General features: G+C 72.6%; 16 protein-coding genes. 4 read left to right on the forward strand and 12 right to left on the reverse strand.

Annotated elements, in window-relative coordinates:
* Positions 1 to 13 precede the first annotated feature (13 nt).
* On the reverse strand, positions 14 to 1,537 hold the full coding sequence (locus OG435_RS10855) for a PLP-dependent aminotransferase family protein (RefSeq protein WP_266876605.1): 1,524 nt from the start codon (positions 1,535 to 1,537) through the stop codon (positions 14 to 16).
* Here OG435_RS10855 and OG435_RS10860 point away from each other — a divergent pair.
* Entirely contained in the window at positions 1,536 to 2,492 is a 957-nt protein-coding gene (locus OG435_RS10860) for a DMT family transporter (RefSeq protein ID WP_266876606.1), read from the forward strand. The two genes, OG435_RS10855 and OG435_RS10860, sit on opposite strands and share 2 nt — an antisense overlap.
* Positions 2,493 to 2,532: 40 nt before the next feature.
* Entirely contained in the window at positions 2,533 to 2,730 is a 198-nt protein-coding gene (locus OG435_RS10865; protein ID WP_250744647.1) for a DUF1918 domain-containing protein, read from the forward strand.
* Positions 2,731 to 2,781: 51 nt separating this feature from the next.
* Here the strand turns inward: OG435_RS10865 and OG435_RS10870 are convergent, their stop codons facing one another.
* Positions 2,782 to 4,080 (reverse strand): glycoside hydrolase family 10 protein, encoded by a 1,299-nt coding sequence (locus OG435_RS10870; RefSeq protein WP_266876607.1) that lies wholly within the window; start codon positions 4,078 to 4,080, stop codon positions 2,782 to 2,784.
* A 151-nt stretch (positions 4,081 to 4,231) separates the two neighbouring features.
* Here OG435_RS10870 and OG435_RS10875 point away from each other — a divergent pair, with 151 nt between their 5' ends.
* A complete protein-coding gene (locus tag OG435_RS10875) occupies positions 4,232 to 5,128 on the forward strand; it encodes a 3-hydroxybutyryl-CoA dehydrogenase (RefSeq protein WP_266876608.1) in 897 nt (298 codons plus the stop codon).
* Between the two features lie 32 nt (positions 5,129 to 5,160).
* Here OG435_RS10875 and OG435_RS10880 read toward each other — a convergent pair whose 3' ends face one another.
* The 9 genes from OG435_RS10880 to infC all read right to left on the reverse strand — a co-directional run bounded on the left by OG435_RS10880 (position 5,161) and on the right by infC (position 15,340).
* Positions 5,161 to 5,682 carry an NUDIX hydrolase gene (locus tag OG435_RS10880; protein WP_382974377.1) on the reverse strand — a complete coding sequence of 174 codons (522 nt, stop codon included), beginning with the start codon at positions 5,680 to 5,682 and terminating at the stop codon, positions 5,161 to 5,163.
* Between the two features lie 110 nt (positions 5,683 to 5,792).
* Positions 5,793 to 7,130 carry a transcriptional regulator gene (locus OG435_RS10885; protein WP_266876610.1) on the reverse strand — a complete coding sequence of 446 codons (1,338 nt, stop codon included), beginning with the start codon at positions 7,128 to 7,130 and terminating at the stop codon, positions 5,793 to 5,795.
* Positions 7,131 to 7,609: 479 nt separating this feature from the next.
* Complete coding sequence (gene pheT / locus OG435_RS10890) at positions 7,610 to 10,138, reverse strand: phenylalanine--tRNA ligase subunit beta (protein ID WP_266876611.1); 2,529 nt, start codon at positions 10,136 to 10,138, stop codon at positions 7,610 to 7,612.
* On the reverse strand, positions 10,138 to 11,265 hold the full coding sequence (pheS, locus tag OG435_RS10895) for a phenylalanine--tRNA ligase subunit alpha (RefSeq protein WP_266876612.1): 1,128 nt from the start codon (positions 11,263 to 11,265) through the stop codon (positions 10,138 to 10,140). Before pheS ends, pheT begins: the two co-directional genes overlap by 1 nt.
* A gap of 151 nt (positions 11,266 to 11,416) precedes the next feature.
* Positions 11,417 to 12,736, reverse strand: coding sequence for a sensor histidine kinase (locus tag OG435_RS10900; protein WP_266876613.1), 1,320 nt, complete (start codon positions 12,734 to 12,736; stop codon positions 11,417 to 11,419).
* Positions 12,737 to 12,792: 56 nt separating this feature from the next.
* Entirely contained in the window at positions 12,793 to 13,653 is an 861-nt protein-coding gene (locus OG435_RS10905) for a TrmH family RNA methyltransferase (RefSeq protein WP_266876614.1), read from the reverse strand.
* Between the two features lie 118 nt (positions 13,654 to 13,771).
* Entirely contained in the window at positions 13,772 to 14,158 is a 387-nt protein-coding gene (gene rplT, locus OG435_RS10910; protein ID WP_214948116.1) for a 50S ribosomal protein L20, read from the reverse strand.
* A 103-nt stretch (positions 14,159 to 14,261) separates the two neighbouring features.
* On the reverse strand, positions 14,262 to 14,456 hold the full coding sequence (gene rpmI, locus OG435_RS10915; RefSeq protein WP_030157249.1) for a 50S ribosomal protein L35: 195 nt from the start codon (positions 14,454 to 14,456) through the stop codon (positions 14,262 to 14,264).
* Between the two features lie 104 nt (positions 14,457 to 14,560).
* Positions 14,561 to 15,340, reverse strand: coding sequence for a translation initiation factor IF-3 (gene infC, locus OG435_RS10920; RefSeq protein WP_266876615.1), 780 nt, complete (start codon positions 15,338 to 15,340; stop codon positions 14,561 to 14,563).
* A gap of 325 nt (positions 15,341 to 15,665) precedes the next feature.
* Between infC and OG435_RS10925 the strand changes: the two genes are divergently transcribed.
* Positions 15,666 to 16,055, forward strand: coding sequence for a DUF1844 domain-containing protein (locus tag OG435_RS10925; protein ID WP_266876616.1), 390 nt, complete (start codon positions 15,666 to 15,668; stop codon positions 16,053 to 16,055).
* 129 nt (positions 16,056 to 16,184) lie between these two features.
* Here the strand turns inward: OG435_RS10925 and OG435_RS10930 are convergent, their stop codons facing one another.
* Positions 16,185 to 16,925 carry an SseB family protein gene (locus OG435_RS10930; RefSeq protein WP_266876617.1) on the reverse strand — a complete coding sequence of 247 codons (741 nt, stop codon included), beginning with the start codon at positions 16,923 to 16,925 and terminating at the stop codon, positions 16,185 to 16,187.
* Between the last annotated feature and the right edge of the window lie 2 nt (positions 16,926 to 16,927).

The raw sequence follows: 16,927 nt of genomic DNA on the forward strand, positions 1-16,927 counted from the left end.
CGCCTCAACCGAATTAGGCCGTCCCTTTCGGATCCTGCCGCGTCCCCTTCGGATCCTGCCGCGTCCCCTTCGGATCCTGGCGCGTCTCCATCGGACCCTGCCCAGCCCCCTTCGGACCCTGCCCGGCCCGCAACCGCCGGACGGCCTGGGTCAGTTCACCCCCGCCGGACACCCCGGCGAGACTCAGCCGGACGAACGGGCCGGGCGGCTCCGCGCAGAAGTACGCCCGCCCCGGGGCCACCGCCACCCCGGCCCGCAGCGCGGCCGCCACGAAGGCCGCTTCGTCTTCGCCCGCGCCGAGCCCCGCCCACACCTGGTAGCCGCCGCGCGGCGGATGCGGCACCTCCAGCTCCGGCAGCTCCCGCCGCAGCGCTCCCGTGAGGACCTCGCGGCGGTGGCGCAGTTCGGCGGCCACGGACTTGAGGTGGCGCGGCCAGGCCGGTGCGCCCACCAGCTCCAGGGCGGTCTCCTGGAGCGGCCGGGGCACGAAGAAGGTGTCCACGACCTGGATGGCGCGCAGCCGGTCGAAGACCGGGCCGCGGGCCGCCAGTGCGCCCACCCGCAGGCTGGGCGAGGTGACCTTGGTCAGCGACCGCACGTGGACGACCACCCCGTCGGGATCCTCGGCGGCGAGCGTCGCAGGCAGCGGGCCGGAGTCCTCGTGGGCCAGATAGCGCGCGTAGTCGTCCTCCAGTACGAACGCCCCGGCGGCGCGCGCGATCCGCAGCACCTCCCCCCGCCGCTCGCCGGACAGCACGGCCCCGGTCGGGTTCTGGAACAGCGGCTGGCATACGAACACCCGCGCCCCGGTCGCTTCGAAGGCGGCGGCCAGCAGCTCCGGCCGGACCCCGTCCGCGTCCACCGGGACCGGCACCGGGCGGCAGCCGGCGGCCCGGGCGAGGGCCAGCAGTCCCGGATAGGTGGGGGATTCGACGAGGATCGGCGCCCCGGGCGGGGCGAGCGCCCGCAGGGCGGTGGCGAGCGCGCTCTGGCCGCCCGCGGTCACCAGGACGTCTCCGGCCGCGACGGCCCCGCCGATCTCCCGCGCGAACCAGTCCCGCAGCTCCGGCAGCCCCTCGACGGGCGGCCTCCCCCACACCCCGGGCCGCCGGCCGGCCCGGGCCAGGGCCGCCGCCATGGCCCGCTCGGGCTGGAGCACCGAGTGCAGGTAGCCGCTGTGCAGTTCGATGACCCCGGCCGGCGGGGCGGCCAGGGTGACCAGCACCCCGGTGGCGTCCACGGAGCGCGGGACCACCTCGCCCGCGTCCTCGGCGCTCAGGGCGACGGCCTGCCAGGAGGTGTCGCCGGGCGCGGTCGCCTGTGTACGGGGCTGCGCGCGGTAGACGCCGGCTCCGGGGCGGGTGACCACCAGGCCTTCGGCGGCCAGCTGGGCGAGGGCCCGGGAGACGGTGACGGGACTGACCCGGTACTGCTCGACCAGAACACGACTCGATGGCAGTTTTCCACCTACCGAGTAGCGGTTGAGCTCCGCTCGCAGGGATTCCGCCAGTTCCGCCACACTGCTACGCTCATACATGACAGCACAGAATAGCGCTACTCTCCCCAACGCGATAGCAGTTGGTGCCTCCGCCACCGGGCGGCGCACCCGTCGGCCCGCCCTCGGCGGCACCACGCTCGCCGCGGCCGGAGTCGTCACCTTCTCGCTGACCTTCCCCGGTACCGCCTGGGGCCTGGAGAGCTTCGGCCCGTGGTCCCTCTTCGGCCTGCGCTGTCTGCTCGCGGGCCTCACGGCCGGCGCCTTCCTGCTGGCCCTGCGCGTCCGGGTGCCCGACCGCGCCCACTGGGCGGGCCTGGTGGTGGTGGCCGGCGGCGTGGTCGTCGGCTTCCCGCTGCTGACCACCCTGGCGCTGCAGACCTCCACCACCTCGCACGCCGCCGTGGTCGTCGGACTGCTCCCGCTCACCACCGCCGTCGTGTCCTCGCTGCGCACCGGAGCCCGGCCCTCGCGCCGGTTCTGGATCGCGGCCGTGGCCGGCGCGGTGATCGTGCTCGGCTTCACGGTGGCCCAGAGCGGCGGCGCCCTCTCGGCCGGCGACGCCTTCCTCTTCGCCGCGCTGCTGGTGTGCGCGGCCGGGTACACCGAGGGCGGGCGCCTCGCCCGGCTGATGCCCGGCTGGCAGGTGATCGCCTGGGCGCTGGTGCTGTGCCTGCCGATCGGCGTGGCCGGCTCCGCGCTCGGGCTCGCGTACGAGCCGGTCGAGCTGACCGGCCGCGGGGTGGCCGGGCTGGTCTGGGTGGCGGTCGGCTCCTCCTTCCTCGGCCTCTTCGTCTGGTACCGCGGCATGGCCGAGATCGGCGCGGCCCGCGCGAGCCAGCTGCAGCTCGCGCAGCCGCTGCTGACCCTGCTGTGGTCGGTGCTGCTGCTCGGCGAACACCTCTCCCCGGCGGCGCCCGTCGCCGCCTGCGCGGTGCTCGTCTGCATCGCGGTGACGCAGCGGCCCGATGGGCCAAAAAGGGGCAGGACGACCTAAACTGCTAGCACCGGATCGGACCGCCACCGAGGAGGTCAGCATGCGCGCGACCGAGGGCGACCAGCTGGTTCAGCACGGCAGGATCGTGGGCCAGCACGACAAGGTCGGTGAGATCACCCAGGTCCTGGGAGAGAACGGCACCCCTCCCTACCGCGTCCGCTTCACGGACGGACACGAGGCCGTCATGTCCCCCGGCCCCGACTGCGTCGTGAAGCACCCCGCCGACCACGACCACTGACGGGCTGCCCCTGAAGCCCCCGAGGACGGCCGGGTCGGCGGGGTGGCCCGGTCAGCGCGGTGGCACGGCCACCGCCGTCGGATAGTGATCGGCGACCACCCGCGCCATCGCCCCGTTGGGGTCCGCGTCCACCTGCTTCGCGGAGAAGTAGGCGTGGCCGCGGACCTCCGGGTATCCGGCGGCGAACCGCAGGTGCCGGGACAGCTCGCGCGGATCGCGCCAGGCGGCGGTGGAGCTCTGCGCGTCGCAGCGGTACAGCGCCTCCCCCACGTAGAGCTGGACGCGGGTGCCGGCGACGGTCTTCGCCCACCAGGGGACGATCGCGGCGTAGTCGGCGGTCGGGTGGCCGATCTGCCAGTACGCCTGGGGCACGATGTAGTCGATCCAGCCCTCGCGCACCCACTTGCGGGTGTCCGCGTACAGGTCGTCGTACGTGCCGACGCCCGCCTGGGTCGGCGAACCGAGCGGATCGCGGTCGGAGTTGCGCCAGACGGCGAAGGGGCTGATGCCGAAGCGCGTCGCGGGGCGCAGGGCCCGCAGCCGCTCGGACATCTCGCGGACCAGGGTGTCGGTGTTGTTCCGGCGCCAGGCCGCGCGGGTCGCGAAGGCCCGGCCGTACTGCTCGTAGGCGTCGTCGTCGTCGAAATCGCGGCCTTCGACGGGGTACGGGTAGAAGTAGTCGTCCCAGTGCACCCCGTCGAGGGGGTAGCGGGCGACGGCGTCGAGCATGGCGTCCTGCACGAAGCGGCGGACTTCCGGCAGGCCGGGGTTGTAGTAGAGCTTGCCGCCGTAGGGCACGGTCCAGTCCCGGTTGCGGCGGGCCGGGTGCTCGGGGACGAGCAGGCTCCGGTCGGTGTGGTTGGCCACCCGGTACGGGTTGAACCAGGCGTGCAGTTCCAGCCCCCGGGCGTGCGCTTCGGCGACCGCCGTGCCCAGCGGGTCCCAGCCGGGGTCGACGCCCTGCTCGCCGGTGAGCCACTGCGACCAGGGCTCGCGCGCCGAGGGCCACATCGCGTCGGCGGTGGGCCGGACCTGGAGGATCACCGCGTTGAGGCGGCGGTCGACGGCGGTGTCGAGCAGGTCCAGCAGCTCGGCGCGCTGCTCCCGCGCGGAAAGCCCGCTCCGCGAGGGCCAGTCCACGTTCTCCACGGAGGCGACCCACATCCCGCGGAAGGCCGCCTTGTCCGCCGCCCGGGCCCGCTCCTCCTCCCCGGCCGTCCCCGCCCGCGGCTTCCCGGACGCCAGCGCGGGGGCCGTCGCCACCGCCGCCAGCACCCCCGCCGCTCCGGCCAGCATTCCCCGCCTCCCGATGGCTCGCCCCCCGATGGCCCGCCTTTCCGTGGACGTCATGTAATCGCTCCGTTCCGTTCCGTGACATCGCCTCGTGTCCGCCCAGCATGCCCGCCCCGGCCCGACACGCCGGGCAAGGACGGGGGTAACGTCGGGGGGCGTGGCGGGCGCCGGAACGCAGTTACCACTGCACGAGTACGGGGGACCCGCGATGGAGAGCAGCGAAAGGCACGATGTGACGGACCTCCCAGACGACATCGCACGCGTCGGCGTAGTGGGCTGTGGCCAGATGGGCGCGGGCATCGCGGAGGTGTTCGCCCGGAGCGGGCTCGAGGTGATGGTCGCCGAAACCACCGGCGAGGCCCTCGAACTCGGGCGGACCCGCCTGCACACCTCTCTGACCAGGGCCGCCGAACGCGGCAAGATCAGCGAGGAGGAGCGGGACGCGACCCTGGCCCGCCTGTCGTTCACCACCGACCTCGGCGAGTTCGCCGACCGCGACCTCGTCATCGAGGCGGTCGTCGAGAACGAGCAGGTCAAGACGGAGATCTTCCAGGTCCTCGACCAGGTGGTCACCCGCCCGGACGCGATCCTCGCCTCCAACACCTCCTCGATCCCGCTGGTCAAGCTGGCCGTCGCGACCTCGCGTCCCGACCAGGTCATCGGCATCCACTTCTTCAACCCGGCTCCGGTGCAGCAGCTCGTCGAGCTGATCCCGGCGCTGACCACCAGCGACGAGACCGTCAAGCGCGCCGAGGCGCTGGTCGGCCAGGCGCTGGGCAAGCACGCGATCCGCGCCCAGGACCGCTCCGGCTTCGTCGTGAACGCGCTCCTCATCCCGTACCTGCTGTCCGCGATCCGGATGTTCGAGTCGGGCATCGCGAGCCGCGAGGACATCGACAACGGCATGGAGCTGGGCTGCGCCCACCCGATGGGCCCGCTGAAGCTCGCGGACCTCATCGGCCTGGACACGGTGGCCTCGGTGGCCGACTCGATGTACGCGGAGTTCAAGGAGCCCCTGTACGCGGCTCCCCCGCTGCTCCAGCGCATGGTCGACGCCGGCCGCCTCGGCCGCAAGACCGGCTCGGGCTTCTACCCGTACGGCTGACCCCTACGGCGCTGCGGGCGGCCGCCTGCAGCTCAGCCGAGCCGCAGGTGGTGCAGCAGCAACAGCCCGGCCGCCATGTTGGCGGCCGGGATCTCGCCGCGCGCGATCATGTCGGGGACCAGCTTGAGGGGGACCCACTCGCGGCGCGAGGACTCGAAGTCGTCCTCGGGGTGGCCCATGTACGTGGCCCCGTCCGCCCAGTAGAGGTGGTGGCGGGCGTCGGTGAGCCCGTTGGACGGCTCCACGGTCATCAGGTGGTGCAGGGGGCCGGGCCGCCAGCCCGACTCCTCCTCCATCTCGCGGGCGGCCGCCCGCTCCACGGACTCCCCGTCCTCCACGACCCCGGCGGGCAGTTCCCAGCCCCAGCTGTCGGTGATGAAGCGGTGGCGCCACAGCAGCAGCACCTCGTTGGCCGCGTTGACGGCCGTGGCGACGGCGACCGGGCGCAGCCGGATGACGAAGTGGTCCAGGTGCCGGCCGTCGGGGAGCTCCACATCGGCGAGATTCACGTCGAACCAGCGGTTCGTGTACACGGTTTGCTCACTCAGGTTCATCCACTGCACGGTTGTGCCACCTTCCGATCGAGTAGGTGGCAACATGGCAGCAGTTCACCCCGGCCCAGGGGAACGCGCACAGGGCGGCGCAGAGAACGCCACCGGGGATGTCACAGCGGAACGCGCAGCGCCCCGTCGATGAGTTCGGCCGTTTCCCCGGCCCCCGAACAACCGCTGGTCAACAGCTGTTCCCGGACCGCGCGCAGCCGGTCGCGCAGGCGCAGCGACTCCATCCCCTTGGCCCGCTCGGCCATTTCGGCCGCCGAGGCCACCGCCTGATCGGCCTCGCCCTGGCGCAGCTGGATCTCGCACAGCATCGCGAGCCGGTGCACCCGGCCCCGGTCGTGGGCGGGCGTCCCGACGGCGGCCGTGGCCTGCTCCCGGGCGGCCCGCAGGTCACCCAGCCCGAGCAGCGCCTCCGCCACCTGTACGTTGACCAGCCCGGGCTGTACGTACCCCGTCTCGTCCGGCTCCGTGCCGGGCCGGATCCGCTCCGCCGCCGCCTCGGCCTTGCGGATGCATGCCAACGCGGCCGCCGTGTCGCCGAGTTGGGCGTACGCCTTGGCCTGCATGGCGTACAGGTCGGCGGCCAGGGCCGGGGTGGTGTGCCGGCCGGCCGCGCGCAGGGCGGCCTCGGCGAAGGCCACGGCCTGGCGGAACTCCCGTAGGTGCAGGCTCTGGTTGACGATCAGCGCGATCACATAGGCCCCGAGCCCCCGGTCCCCGCTCGCCTTGGCCAGCCTCAGCGCCTGGTGGAAGTACCGCTGGGCCAGCCCGTGCGCGTCCGAGTCGTAGGCGCAGATCCCCGCCACGGCCACGAGGGAACCACCGGCCCGGTGCAGGCTGCGGCCGAGCCCGTCGGAGTAACTGCCGCGCAGCATGGGGGCGGTCTCGGTGCCGAGGAAGCGGACGACCCGGTCGCGGGTGGCCACGCCGCCGGCCCTGCGGTACATCAGCTCGTAGTGCGCGCGGGCGGCCTTCAGGATCTCCACGTGCTCGGGGCCGACCCGCGTCGGCCCCTCCCTCGACACGTCGGAGTCCTCCGGCGGGTTCTCCCACTCCCATACGGGCATCACCGCGGGGGTACCGGTCAGCGCCCCGGCGTCGAGGGGCTGGCGGCCGTGGCCGTCGGAGCGCCACAGGGCGGCGGCGCGGTCGACGAAGCTGCTGAGCGGCGACCCGTGGGGATCGGCGGCCTGCCCGGGCAGGCCGAACCCCACATCGTCGAGGGTGAGCGGCCGCCGCAGCCGGCCCCCGATCACCTCGCAGATCAGGTCCGGAATCTGACCGCGCGGGCGCTGCCCCTTCAACCACCGCGCCACGGCGGTGTGTTCGTAGCGCAGGGCGAGTCCGCGGGAGCGACCCGCCTGGTTCACGTACGCGGCGAGTCCGGCGTGGGACATGCCCGCCTCGGCGAGGAGGGCGTCGAGCAGTGCATTGGGCTGCATGGCCGCTCCAAGGGCTCGTCGGATCCAGGCTAGTGGGTGCGGGGTTCACACGGGGTGTGAACGGAGTACGCGCATAAATGCGATACGCACCCTGCCGCGGAGGCCCGTCGGAGCGCTTCACTTAAGGGCCTCGCCAAGAGGTAGCTCGGGTCGTCGGCTCCCCCTCGTACAGTGCGACGACCCGTCAACCGCGCCGCCCGTCCTGTTGTCTGCCCGACACTCCACGGCAGGCGGGCGGCGCGCTTCGGCTCCGCCGGGTCCTGGTTGGTCGCCGGGCCCCGGCCGGGCCGGACCGAACGCGGGCCGGGCCCACCCACCGGGCCCGGCCCGCGTGGTCCCCCATCCGGCCCGGACGTCCGCGCCCCAGCCGCACGGGCGTCCGCGCCCCCACCCGACCCTGCGGGGCTGTCCCCGGGTACGGGTGAGGGGGTGCACCCCCTGATCGGGATGCACCCCCTCGGCACAGCGAGCGGCAGCGGCTACGCGCCGCGCAGCGCCGCCCCCGTCCGCTCGCCCGCCAGGGCGACCGCCGCGTCACGCGCCGCCGTGGACTCCTCGGCGGTCAGCGTCCGGTCCGCCGCGCGGAAGCGCAGCGCGTAGGCCAGGGACTTCTTGCCCTCGCCCACCTGATCGCCCTCGAAGACGTCGAACAGCCGCAGGGACTCCAGCAGTTCACCGGCGCCCTTGAGCAGCGCGTCCTCGACGGCCGAAGCCGGCACCGACGCGTCCACGATCAGCGCGACGTCCTGGGTCGCCACCGGGAAGGAGGAGATCCGGGGCGCCTGGAGGGCCTCGCCACCGGCCGCCGCGAGGCGGTCCAGGTCGAGTTCCATGGCGCTGGTGCGGGCCGGCAGGCCCATCGCCTTGACCACGCGCGGGTGCAGCTCACCGGCGTGGCCGATGACCGTCTCCACCCCGTCCAGGGTGACGAGCAGCTCGGCGCAGCGGCCCGGGTGCCAGGGACCGTACTGGCCCTGGCGCACGACGAGCTCCGCACCGGCCTCGACGGCCAGCGAACGCGCCGCCTGGACCGCGTCGGCCCAGTCGGCCGGACGGCCCTTGCCCCACCAGCCGGCCTGCTCGCGGGCCCCGGCCAGCACGACCGCGGCGTAGCGCGGCTGGGCGGGCAGGGCCGCGTTCAGGGTGGCGATCTCCTCGTCGGTGGGACGCCGGTCGACACCGAGGCGTACGGCGACGCCCGGCTGCGCGGCGGCCCGGAAGACCGAGCCGGTCTCGAAGAGGGCCAGGTCGTGGCTGCCCCGGCTGTCGTTGCGGCGCAGCGCGCCGAGCAGACCCGGCAGCAGCGTGGTGCGCAGCGCCGGCTCCTCGTCGGAGATCGGGTTGACCAGCTTGACGACCTGGCGGGAGGCGTCGTGCGCGGACAGCTGGAGCTGGTCGAAGACGCCCTCCCCGATGAAGGGGTAGCTGAGCGCCTCGACGTAGCCCGCGCCGGCCAGAGCGCGGCCCACCCGGCGGTGCAGCTGCTGGCGGGCGGTCAGACCGCGGCCGGAGGGCACCTGCGGGAGGGTGGACGGGAGGTTCCCGTACCCCTCGAGCCGGATGACTTCCTCGGCGAGGTCGTTGGGCTCGGCGAGGTCGGGCCGCCACGAGGGCGTGGTGACGACGAGCTCGTCCTGGCCGTAGACGTCGCAGCCGACCTCCTGCAGGCGGCGTACGACGGTCTCGCGGCCGTAGTCCATGCCCGCGACCTTGTCGGGGTGGGCCGCGCTCATCGCGATGGTGCGCGGGGCGCCCGGGGCGGTGAGCTCGGTGACGCCGGCCTCGGCGGTGCCGCCCGCGAGCAGCACCAGCAGGTCGACGGTGCGCTGCGCGGCAGCGGCGGCGGCCTGCGGGTCGACGCCCCGCTCGAAGCGCTTGGACGCCTCGGAGGACAGCTTGAGGCGGCGGGCGGTGCGCGAGATCGACACGGAGTCGAAGTGCGCGGCCTCCACGACCACGTCGGTGGTGCCGCTGACGGCGCCCGTCTCCGGGTCGGTGACGGAGTCGGCGATCTCCGTGTTGGCGCCGCCCATGACACCGGCGAGCCCGATCGGGCCGCTGTTGTCGGTGATCACCAGGTCCTCGGCGTCGAGCGTGCGCTTGACCCCGTCGAGGGTGGTGAACTTCTCGCCCTGCTCGGCCCGGCGGACGCCGATGGCGCCGTCGATCCGCGAGCGGTCGTAGGCGTGCAGCGGCTGGCCGAGCTCGAGCATCACGTAGTTGGTGATGTCGACGGCGAGCGAGATCGGGCGCATGCCCGCCTTCTGGAGGCGGCGCGTGAGCCAGATCGGCGAGCGGGCCTCGGGGTCGAGGCCGGTCACCGTGCGCGCGGTGAAGCGGTCGCAGCCCTGCGGGTCGTCGATCTTGACGGCGTAGCCGTACGAGTTCGGCGCGGGCACGTCGAGCAGCGCCGGGTCGCGCAGCGGCAGGCCGTACGCGGTGGCGGCCTCGCGGGCCACACCGCGCAGGGACATGCAGTAGCCGCGGTCCGGGGTGATGTCGATGTCGAGGACCTCGTCGACCAGCTCCAGGAGCTTGATCGCGTCGGTGCCGACCTCGTGCTCGTGCGGCAGCACGATGATGCCGTGCGTGCCGTCGTCGCCCATGCCCAGCTCGTCGCCGGAGCAGATCATGCCGTGGGAGGTCTTGCCGTACGTCTCGCGCGCGGCGATCGCGAAGTCGCCGGGCAGCACCGCGCCCGGCAGGACCACGACGACCTTGTCGCCGACGGAGAAGTTCCGGGCGCCGCAGACGATCTCCTGCGGCTCGCCGGTGCCGTTGGCGGCGCCGACGTCGACCGTGCAGAAGCGGATCGGCTTGCGGAAGCCTTCGAGCTCCTCGATGGTCAGCACCTGGCCGACGACGAGCGGGCCCTTGAGCCCGCCGCCGAGCTGCTCGACGGTCTCGACCTCGAGGCCGGCGTCGACGAGCTTGTGGGCCACGTCGCGACCGGTTTCACTCGCGGGGAGGTCGACGTACTCCCGCAGCCAAGAAAGCGGGACGCGCATCAGATCTCACTCCCGAACGGCCGGGTGAAACGAACGTCACCCTCGACCATGTCTCGCATGTCTTCTACGTTGTGGCGGAACATCAGCATCCGCTCGATGCCGAAGCCGAAGGCGAACCCGCTGTACTTCTCCGGGTCCACACCGCAGGCGGTGAGCACCTTGGGGTTGACCATGCCGCAGCCGCCGAGCTCGATCCAGCCCTCGCTGGAGCAGGTACGGCACGGGCGGTCGGGGTTGCCCACCGACGCGCCGCGGCACACGTAGCACTGCATGTCCATCTCGGCGGACGGCTCGGTGAAGGGGAAGAAGTGCGGGCGCAGGCGCGTGGTGGTGCCCTCGCCGAACAGCTCCTGGACCATGTGGTCCATGGTGCCCTTGAGGTCCGCCATGGTCAGGCCCTCGTCCACGGCGAGCAGCTCGACCTGGTGGAAGACCGGGGTGTGCGTCGCGTCGAGCTCGTCGGTGCGGTACACCCGCCCCGGGCACACGATGTAGACGGGGGGCTTGCGCTCCAGGAGCGAGCGCGCCTGCACCGGGGAGGTGTGGGTGCGCAGCACGACGCCGGACTCGTCGCCTTCGGTGCCCTCGGGGCCCTTGACGAAGAAGGTGTCCTGCATCTGGCGCGCGGGGTGGTCGGGCGTGAAGTTGAGGGCGTCGAAGTTGAACCACTCCGCCTCGACCTCGGGGCCCTCCGCGACCTCGTACCCCATGGCCACGAAGATGTCCGCGATGCGGTCCATCAGCGTGGTCAGGGGGTGCCGGGCGCCGGCGGGCACGCGGTCGTAGGGCAGTGTGACGTCCACCGCCTCCTCGACCAGCACCCGCTCATCGCGCTCGGCTTCGAGCGCGACCGTGCGGGCCCCGAACGCCTTGTTCACGGCGCCGCGGGCCTGGCCCACGAGCTTGCCCGCGGTGGCCTTGGCCTGCGGGGGCAGCGCGCCGATCTCGCGGTTGGCGAGCGCCAGGGGCGAGCGGTCGCCCATGTGCGCGGTCTTCGCCTCGCGAAGTTCGTCGAGGTCACCGGCGGACGCGAAGGCGGCGAGCGCCTCGTCCCGCATGCGCTCGATCTCTTCCGGTTTCAGTGCCTCGACCTCGACAGGGTCGTACGACTTGTTCGGTGCCGACATCTCTTCCCGTACTTCCGATGGCTGGCTGGTGGTCCCCCGCGCGACGCGCAGGACGCGCTCGGCACTAGGACACAAAGGTGCCAAAGGTCGAGTCTAAAGGTCGCCGGGGGTGAAGGAGCCCGTGGGCCGCCTGGCGAGACCCTCCGCAGGACTACTGCGTGAGGTATGCCGGGGCGCCGACGGGCAGGATAAATCGGAACTCGGCGCCGCCGCCGGGGCCGCGGCCGACCGTGATGGTGCCGCCGTGGGCTTCCACGATGCCCTTGACGATGTAGAGGCCCAGTCCCGTGCCGCCGCGCTTGCTGCCCCGCCAGAAGCGGGTGAAGACGCGCTTCATCGACTCTTCGGGGATACCGGAGCCTTCATCGGTCACGGTGACGGCGGTTCCCTTCTCGGTCTTCCCCGCGGCGTTCGCGAAGCTGGTCGGCGTCACGTCGATGGTGACGGTTCCCTCGCCGTGGCGCACCGCATTTTCGAGCAGGTTGCCGAGGATCTGGTCGATCTTGTCCGGGTCCGCCCACAGATCGGGCAGCGGCCGGCTGACGCTGACCAGGAACCGCTCCGGGGCCTGCCCGTTCGCGGTGAGCGCCTGGACGTGGCGGCCCACGGCCGTGGAGATGTCGACCGGCTGGCGGCGCACCTCCAGGCGGCCCGAGTCGATGCGGGAGATGTCCAGGAGCTCGGCGATGAGCCGGGTGACGCGGTTCGCGTCGGCGTCGACGGTCTCCAGCATCAGGCGCTTCTGGTCGTCGGTGAACCGCTCCCACTTGGCGAGCAGGGTCGCGGTGAACCCCTTCACGGAGGTGAGCGGGGAGCGCAGCTCGTGCGCGACGGTGGCGATCAGCTCGGCGTGACTGCGCTCGGTGCGCCGCCGGGCCTCGGTGCCCCGCAGGGTGACCACGAGCCGGCGCACCGGGCCCTTGGGGTGGGTGCGCACGTACCGGGCGGAGACGAGCACCTCTCGGCCACCGGGCAGCAGCAGGTTCCGCTCGGGCTGTCCGCGCCGGGTGGCGAGGCCTCCGTAGGGGTCGGTCAGCGCCCACCAGCGGCGGCCCTCGAGGTCCTCCAGCGGGAGTGCGCGCTCGATGCCGAGGCCGAGGGCCTCGCCCGCCACGAGGGCGGTGATCCGGGCGGCGGCGGAGTTGAAGCAGATGACCCGGCCGGTGGCGTCCGCGATCACGAGCCCGTCGGGCAGGTCGTCGGGGTCGATCCCGAGCCCGGAAAGGTCGCCGTGCCCGTCCGCGTCCTGCGCGTCCCCGGGCGCGTCCGGCCCGTCCGCGGGCCCTACAGGGCCGGCGGGCGCGGGCCGGGCCTGCGGGGGCGGGGCGGTGGCGGTGGAGGCCGCGGCGCCTGTCCGGGGGGGCTGCACGGGCACCCGGGCGGCGGGCGCGGCCAGCTGGGACACGGTCGCCAGGACCGGTGCGCCGGGCGCCTTGGCGGCACCTGGCGAGCTGTTCGTACCGACGGTCATGTCCCCGTACCCCACATCTCCGAGTACCACAGTGGGTCCCCCGGGCCGCCACATTACTAGCTGGGGGTCACGGAGCGGCACCCTCCGGGCGCCCGCTGTGCACGCGCGGACGCGTACAGGCACACCGCGGCGGCCGTGGCGAGGTTCAGGCTCTCGGCCTTTCCGTGGATCGGGACCCGTACGACGGCGTCGGCGAGCGCCCTGGTCTCCTCGGGCAGGCCCCAGGCCTCGTTGCCGAAGATCCACGCCGAGGGGGTGCCCATGGTGCCCGCGTCGAGCTCGGCGTCGAGGTCGTCCGTACCGGCCCCGTCGGCGGCGAGGATCCGTACGCCGGCCGCGCGCAGCCCCTCGACGGCCTGCTCCACGGGCACGCCGACGGCCACCGGGAGGTGGAAGAGGGAGCCCACGGAGGCGCGTACCGACTTGGGGTTGTACAGGTCCACGGAGGCGTCGGTCAGTACGACCGCGTCGGCTCCGGCGGCGTCCGCGCAGCGCAGCACCGTACCGGCGTTGCCGGGGTCGCGGACGTGCGCGAGGACGGCGACGAGCTTGGGCCGGGCCTTCAGGATCTCCTCGAACGGGGAGTCCAGGAAGTGGCAGACGCCGACCAGGCCCTGCGGGGTGACGGTTTGGGAGACCTCCGCGAGGACCTCGTCGGAGGCGTAGTGGACGCGGGCCCCGGCGGCGTACGCGGCCTCGACGATGTCGGCGTAGCGCTCGGCGGCCTCCACGGTCGCGAAGAGCTCGATCAGCGTGGACTCGCCCCCGGCACCGCGGTGCTCCACAGCCTCGCGCACGGCCTGCGGACCCTCGGCGATGAAGCGGCGCTCCTTGGTCCGGAAATTGCGTCGCGCCAGACGCCTGGCGGCGGCCACCCGGGTGGACCGGGGGGAGATCAGCTCGGCGGGGGTGCCCATGGCGGTCGGCTCGCTTCCGTACGTACAGCGGGTGGAACTGGTGGGTCAACGCACCGGACCCGCAGGCGCGAGGCCTGCGGGTCCGGGCAAGTTACTGCAGCCTTTGAGGGCTTGCTGCTCAGGCAGCGACCTTCGGGGCGTTGACGTCGGCCGGGAGGGCCTTCTGCGCGACCTCGACCAGCGCGGCGAACGCGTTGGCGTCGTTGACGGCCAGCTCGGCGAGGATCTTGCGGTCCACCTCGATGTTGGCGGCGTTCAGACCCTGGATGAGGCGGTTGTACGTCATGCCGTTCTGACGGGCAGCCGCGTTGATGCGCTGGATCCAGAGGCGACGGAAGTCACCCTTGCGCTTCTTGCGGTCGTTGAAGTTGTAGACCAGGGAGTGGGTGACCTGCTCCTTGGCCTTGCGGTACAGGCGCGAACGCTGACCGCGGTAGCCCTTGGCCGCCTCGAGGATTGCCCGGCGCTTCTTGTGCGCGTTTACTGCCCGCTTGACGCGTGCCACTTTGTACTCCTTGTAGCGGGGCCGTGGATGACTTCACACGACCCGAATTCGATGGGGTCCCGGTCTTGACGTGCTCCCGCTCCCGGAAGGGGAGCGGAGGACGTCACTTGCCGAGAAGCTTCTTGATCTTCGCGGCGTCGCCGGGGGCCATCTCCGCGGTGCCGGTCAGGCGGCGGGTGACACGGGACGACTTGTGCTCGAGCAGGTGGCGCTTGCCGGCGCGCTCACGGAGCACCTTGCCGGAGCCAGTGATCTTGAAGCGCTTCTTGGTCCCGGAGTGCGTCTTGTTCTTCGGCATAGCGCCGTTATCTCCTCGTCGGTGGCGCCCCCACCGGCCCTGGTGGGGGCCGGCTCACGGGAGCGTCATGTTGTATCGGTGATCCGAGACGGGCTGCCTCGGAATCAGGCCTGGGCCGAAGCCTCGTCCGAGGCGGCTGCCTCGTCGGTGCCGGCCTCGTCCGCGTCGGCCGCTTCGTCGGAAGCGTCCTCCGCGTCCACGTCCTCGGCTTCGAGTGCGGCGTTCTCGGCCTCGAGCGCGGCGTCGGCGGCCAGGGCCTCGTCACCACTCTCGTCGCTGTGCGCAACACCCTGGCGCTCGGCCTTGCGGGCGGCCTGCGCCTCGCGGGCTTCGGCCATCGCCTCGGTCTTCTTCTTGTGCGGACCGAGAACCATGATCATGTTTCGGCCGTCCTGCTTCGGGTTCGACTCGATGAAGCCGAGCTCCTCGACGTCCGAAGCGAGACGCTGCAGCAGTCGGTAGCCGAGTTCCGGCCTGGACTGCTCGCGACCACGGAACATGATCGTGATCTTGACCTTGTCGCCCTGCTTGAGGAACCGAACGACGTGACCCTTCTTGGTGTCATAGTCGTGCGGGTCGATCTTCGGCCGGAGCTTCATTTCCTTGATGACCGTGTGCGCCTGGTTCTTGCGCGCCTCACGGGCCTTCATGGCCGACTCGTACTTGAACTTGCCGTAGTCCATGAGCTTGCAGACCGGCGGGCGTGCGGACGCCGCGACCTCGACCAGGTCGAGGTCGTACTCCTGCGCGAGCTCGAGCGCCTTGGCAAGCGGCACGATGCCGACCTGCTCGCCACTCGGGCCGACGAGTCGTACCTCGGGAACGCGAATCCGGTCGTTGATGCGGGGCTCGGTGCTGATGGATCCTCCTCGGTAGCACCACACGGCTGCCTGGAGGGCAGTCGCTGACGTTTTTCCGTCAGACCGACCGCAGCGGAGCAAAACAAAAAAGCCCCGCCGGGCACAGGCGAGGGCTCCAATACAACCGGAGCACCGTCGCGTGCGAACCGCGGGGCGCAAAATCGGGCAGCTTTCCATCGTCCGTACGGAACGATGGATACCACCTGACCGGTGACCCGCCTCCCGTGAGGGTGGCTGGGTGGGAGAATCGGAGCCTCCACTTGTGGGCCGGGCACATAAGTGTCCGGCCGGTCGAAGTACATACTAGCACCCGCGTTGCAAGCCCGCCGCACGGCATATCGTGGGGCACATGACTGACGCGACGCCCTCCGGCTCCCCCTCCGGATCCCCCGATTCCCCGGCCGCTCCCGACTACGACGACCTGACCCGCGACATCGCGGACGTTCCGGCCGTCGAGGTCATCACCACGGTGGCCGTCCACCTGCTCAGCGCGGCGGCGGTCAACCTGGGCCTGGACAAGCCCGACTCCGAGTACAAGGACCTCGACGAGGCCCGCAAGCTGATCACCGCCCTCGCCGGCCTGGTCACCGCGAGCGCCACCGAGATCAGCTCCTTCCACGCCGCCCCGCTGCGCGACGGCCTGAAGTCCCTCCAGCTGGCCTTCCGCGAGGCCTCGCTGGTGCAGGACGAGCCGGGGCAGGGCCCGGGCGAGAAGTTCACGGGTCCCGTGTACGCGTAACCGCGCGGAGCGCGACGCCGAAGGGCACCCCTCGACTGTCGAGGGGTGCCCTTCGGTATCCGGAGGCGTCGGAGGGGTTCGGAAGGGCTCGGAGGGGCCCGGATGCGTTTCGGAGGAGCTCGGAGACGCTCAGCGCGTGAAGAGCGGCTCGCCCGGCGGGACCGGGGCCCCCTCCGGGAGCAGCGCCAGGTCCAGTCCGCCTACTAGGCGTGCGCGCAGGGTCTCGTCGGCCGCCAGGGCCTCGGCCACCCGGCGGGCCGCCGCCGCGGCCTGCGGACCGGCCGCCAGCACGATCGCCAGGGTTCCGTCGGCGTCCGCGCCGCCCGGGCCCAGGTGGGCGCCGAGCACGGCCGGCTCGGCGGTCACGACGGCCCGTACGGCCTCGCGCACAGCCGGGTCGGCGAGCGGGCCGGCGTCCGTGCGGCCCTCGGCGAGCGCCAGCAGCGCGGGGCCCGCGAGCTGGTACGGGACCGGTCCCGAGAGGTCCAGGACGATGGTGTCGGCCTTCTCGTGGGCGGCGGCGGCCAGCGCCTGGTGGAGCGGCACCGCGACCGGGCGGGCGGCCGGGTCCCACAGGGCCAGCGAGGCGATGGAGGTGAAGGCGGGCAGCGCCCGCCGGTCCCCCGCCCGCAGGGTGGGGACGGCCATGTCGCTGGTCTTCTCGCGCTTGAGGCCGGTCTCGGGGTCGGTCTCGACCTCGCCGAGGACCGCGACGACGGGAACCAGCAGGCGGGCGTCCTTGAGGGCCGCCAGCACCTGGGGCTCCTTGGCTCTGTCCTCGGCCCAGGCGGCCAGGGCCGCGCTCAGCCGGGGGTCGGCGGAGCCGTCGTCGTCGGAGAAACCGGGGTCCGGAATGTTTTTGTTCGCCACAG

Origin of the sequence: Streptomyces sp. NBC_01264 (assembly GCF_026340675.1) — a bacterium.
Lineage (GTDB): Bacteria > Actinomycetota > Actinomycetes > Streptomycetales > Streptomycetaceae > Streptomyces.

Coding starts and splice junctions, on each gene's coding strand:
- OG435_RS10860 (WP_266876606.1), top strand. CDS start 1,536: ATGACAGCACAGAATAGCGCTACTCTCCCCAACGCGATAGCAGTTGGT.
- OG435_RS10855 (WP_266876605.1), bottom strand. CDS start 1,537: ATGTATGAGCGTAGCAGTGTGGCGGAACTGGCGGAATCCCTGCGAGCG.
- OG435_RS10865 (WP_250744647.1), top strand. CDS start 2,533: ATGCGCGCGACCGAGGGCGACCAGCTGGTTCAGCACGGCAGGATCGTG.
- OG435_RS10870 (WP_266876607.1), bottom strand. CDS start 4,080: ATGACGTCCACGGAAAGGCGGGCCATCGGGGGGCGAGCCATCGGGAGG.
- OG435_RS10875 (WP_266876608.1), top strand. CDS start 4,232: ATGGAGAGCAGCGAAAGGCACGATGTGACGGACCTCCCAGACGACATC.
- OG435_RS10880 (WP_382974377.1), bottom strand. CDS start 5,682: ATGAACCTGAGTGAGCAAACCGTGTACACGAACCGCTGGTTCGACGTG.
- OG435_RS10885 (WP_266876610.1), bottom strand. CDS start 7,130: ATGCAGCCCAATGCACTGCTCGACGCCCTCCTCGCCGAGGCGGGCATG.
- pheT (WP_266876611.1), bottom strand. CDS start 10,138: ATGCGCGTCCCGCTTTCTTGGCTGCGGGAGTACGTCGACCTCCCCGCG.
- pheS (WP_266876612.1), bottom strand. CDS start 11,265: ATGTCGGCACCGAACAAGTCGTACGACCCTGTCGAGGTCGAGGCACTG.
- OG435_RS10900 (WP_266876613.1), bottom strand. CDS start 12,736: ATGACCGTCGGTACGAACAGCTCGCCAGGTGCCGCCAAGGCGCCCGGC.
- OG435_RS10905 (WP_266876614.1), bottom strand. CDS start 13,653: ATGGGCACCCCCGCCGAGCTGATCTCCCCCCGGTCCACCCGGGTGGCC.
- rpmI (WP_030157249.1), bottom strand. CDS start 14,456: ATGCCGAAGAACAAGACGCACTCCGGGACCAAGAAGCGCTTCAAGATC.
- OG435_RS10925 (WP_266876616.1), top strand. CDS start 15,666: ATGACTGACGCGACGCCCTCCGGCTCCCCCTCCGGATCCCCCGATTCC.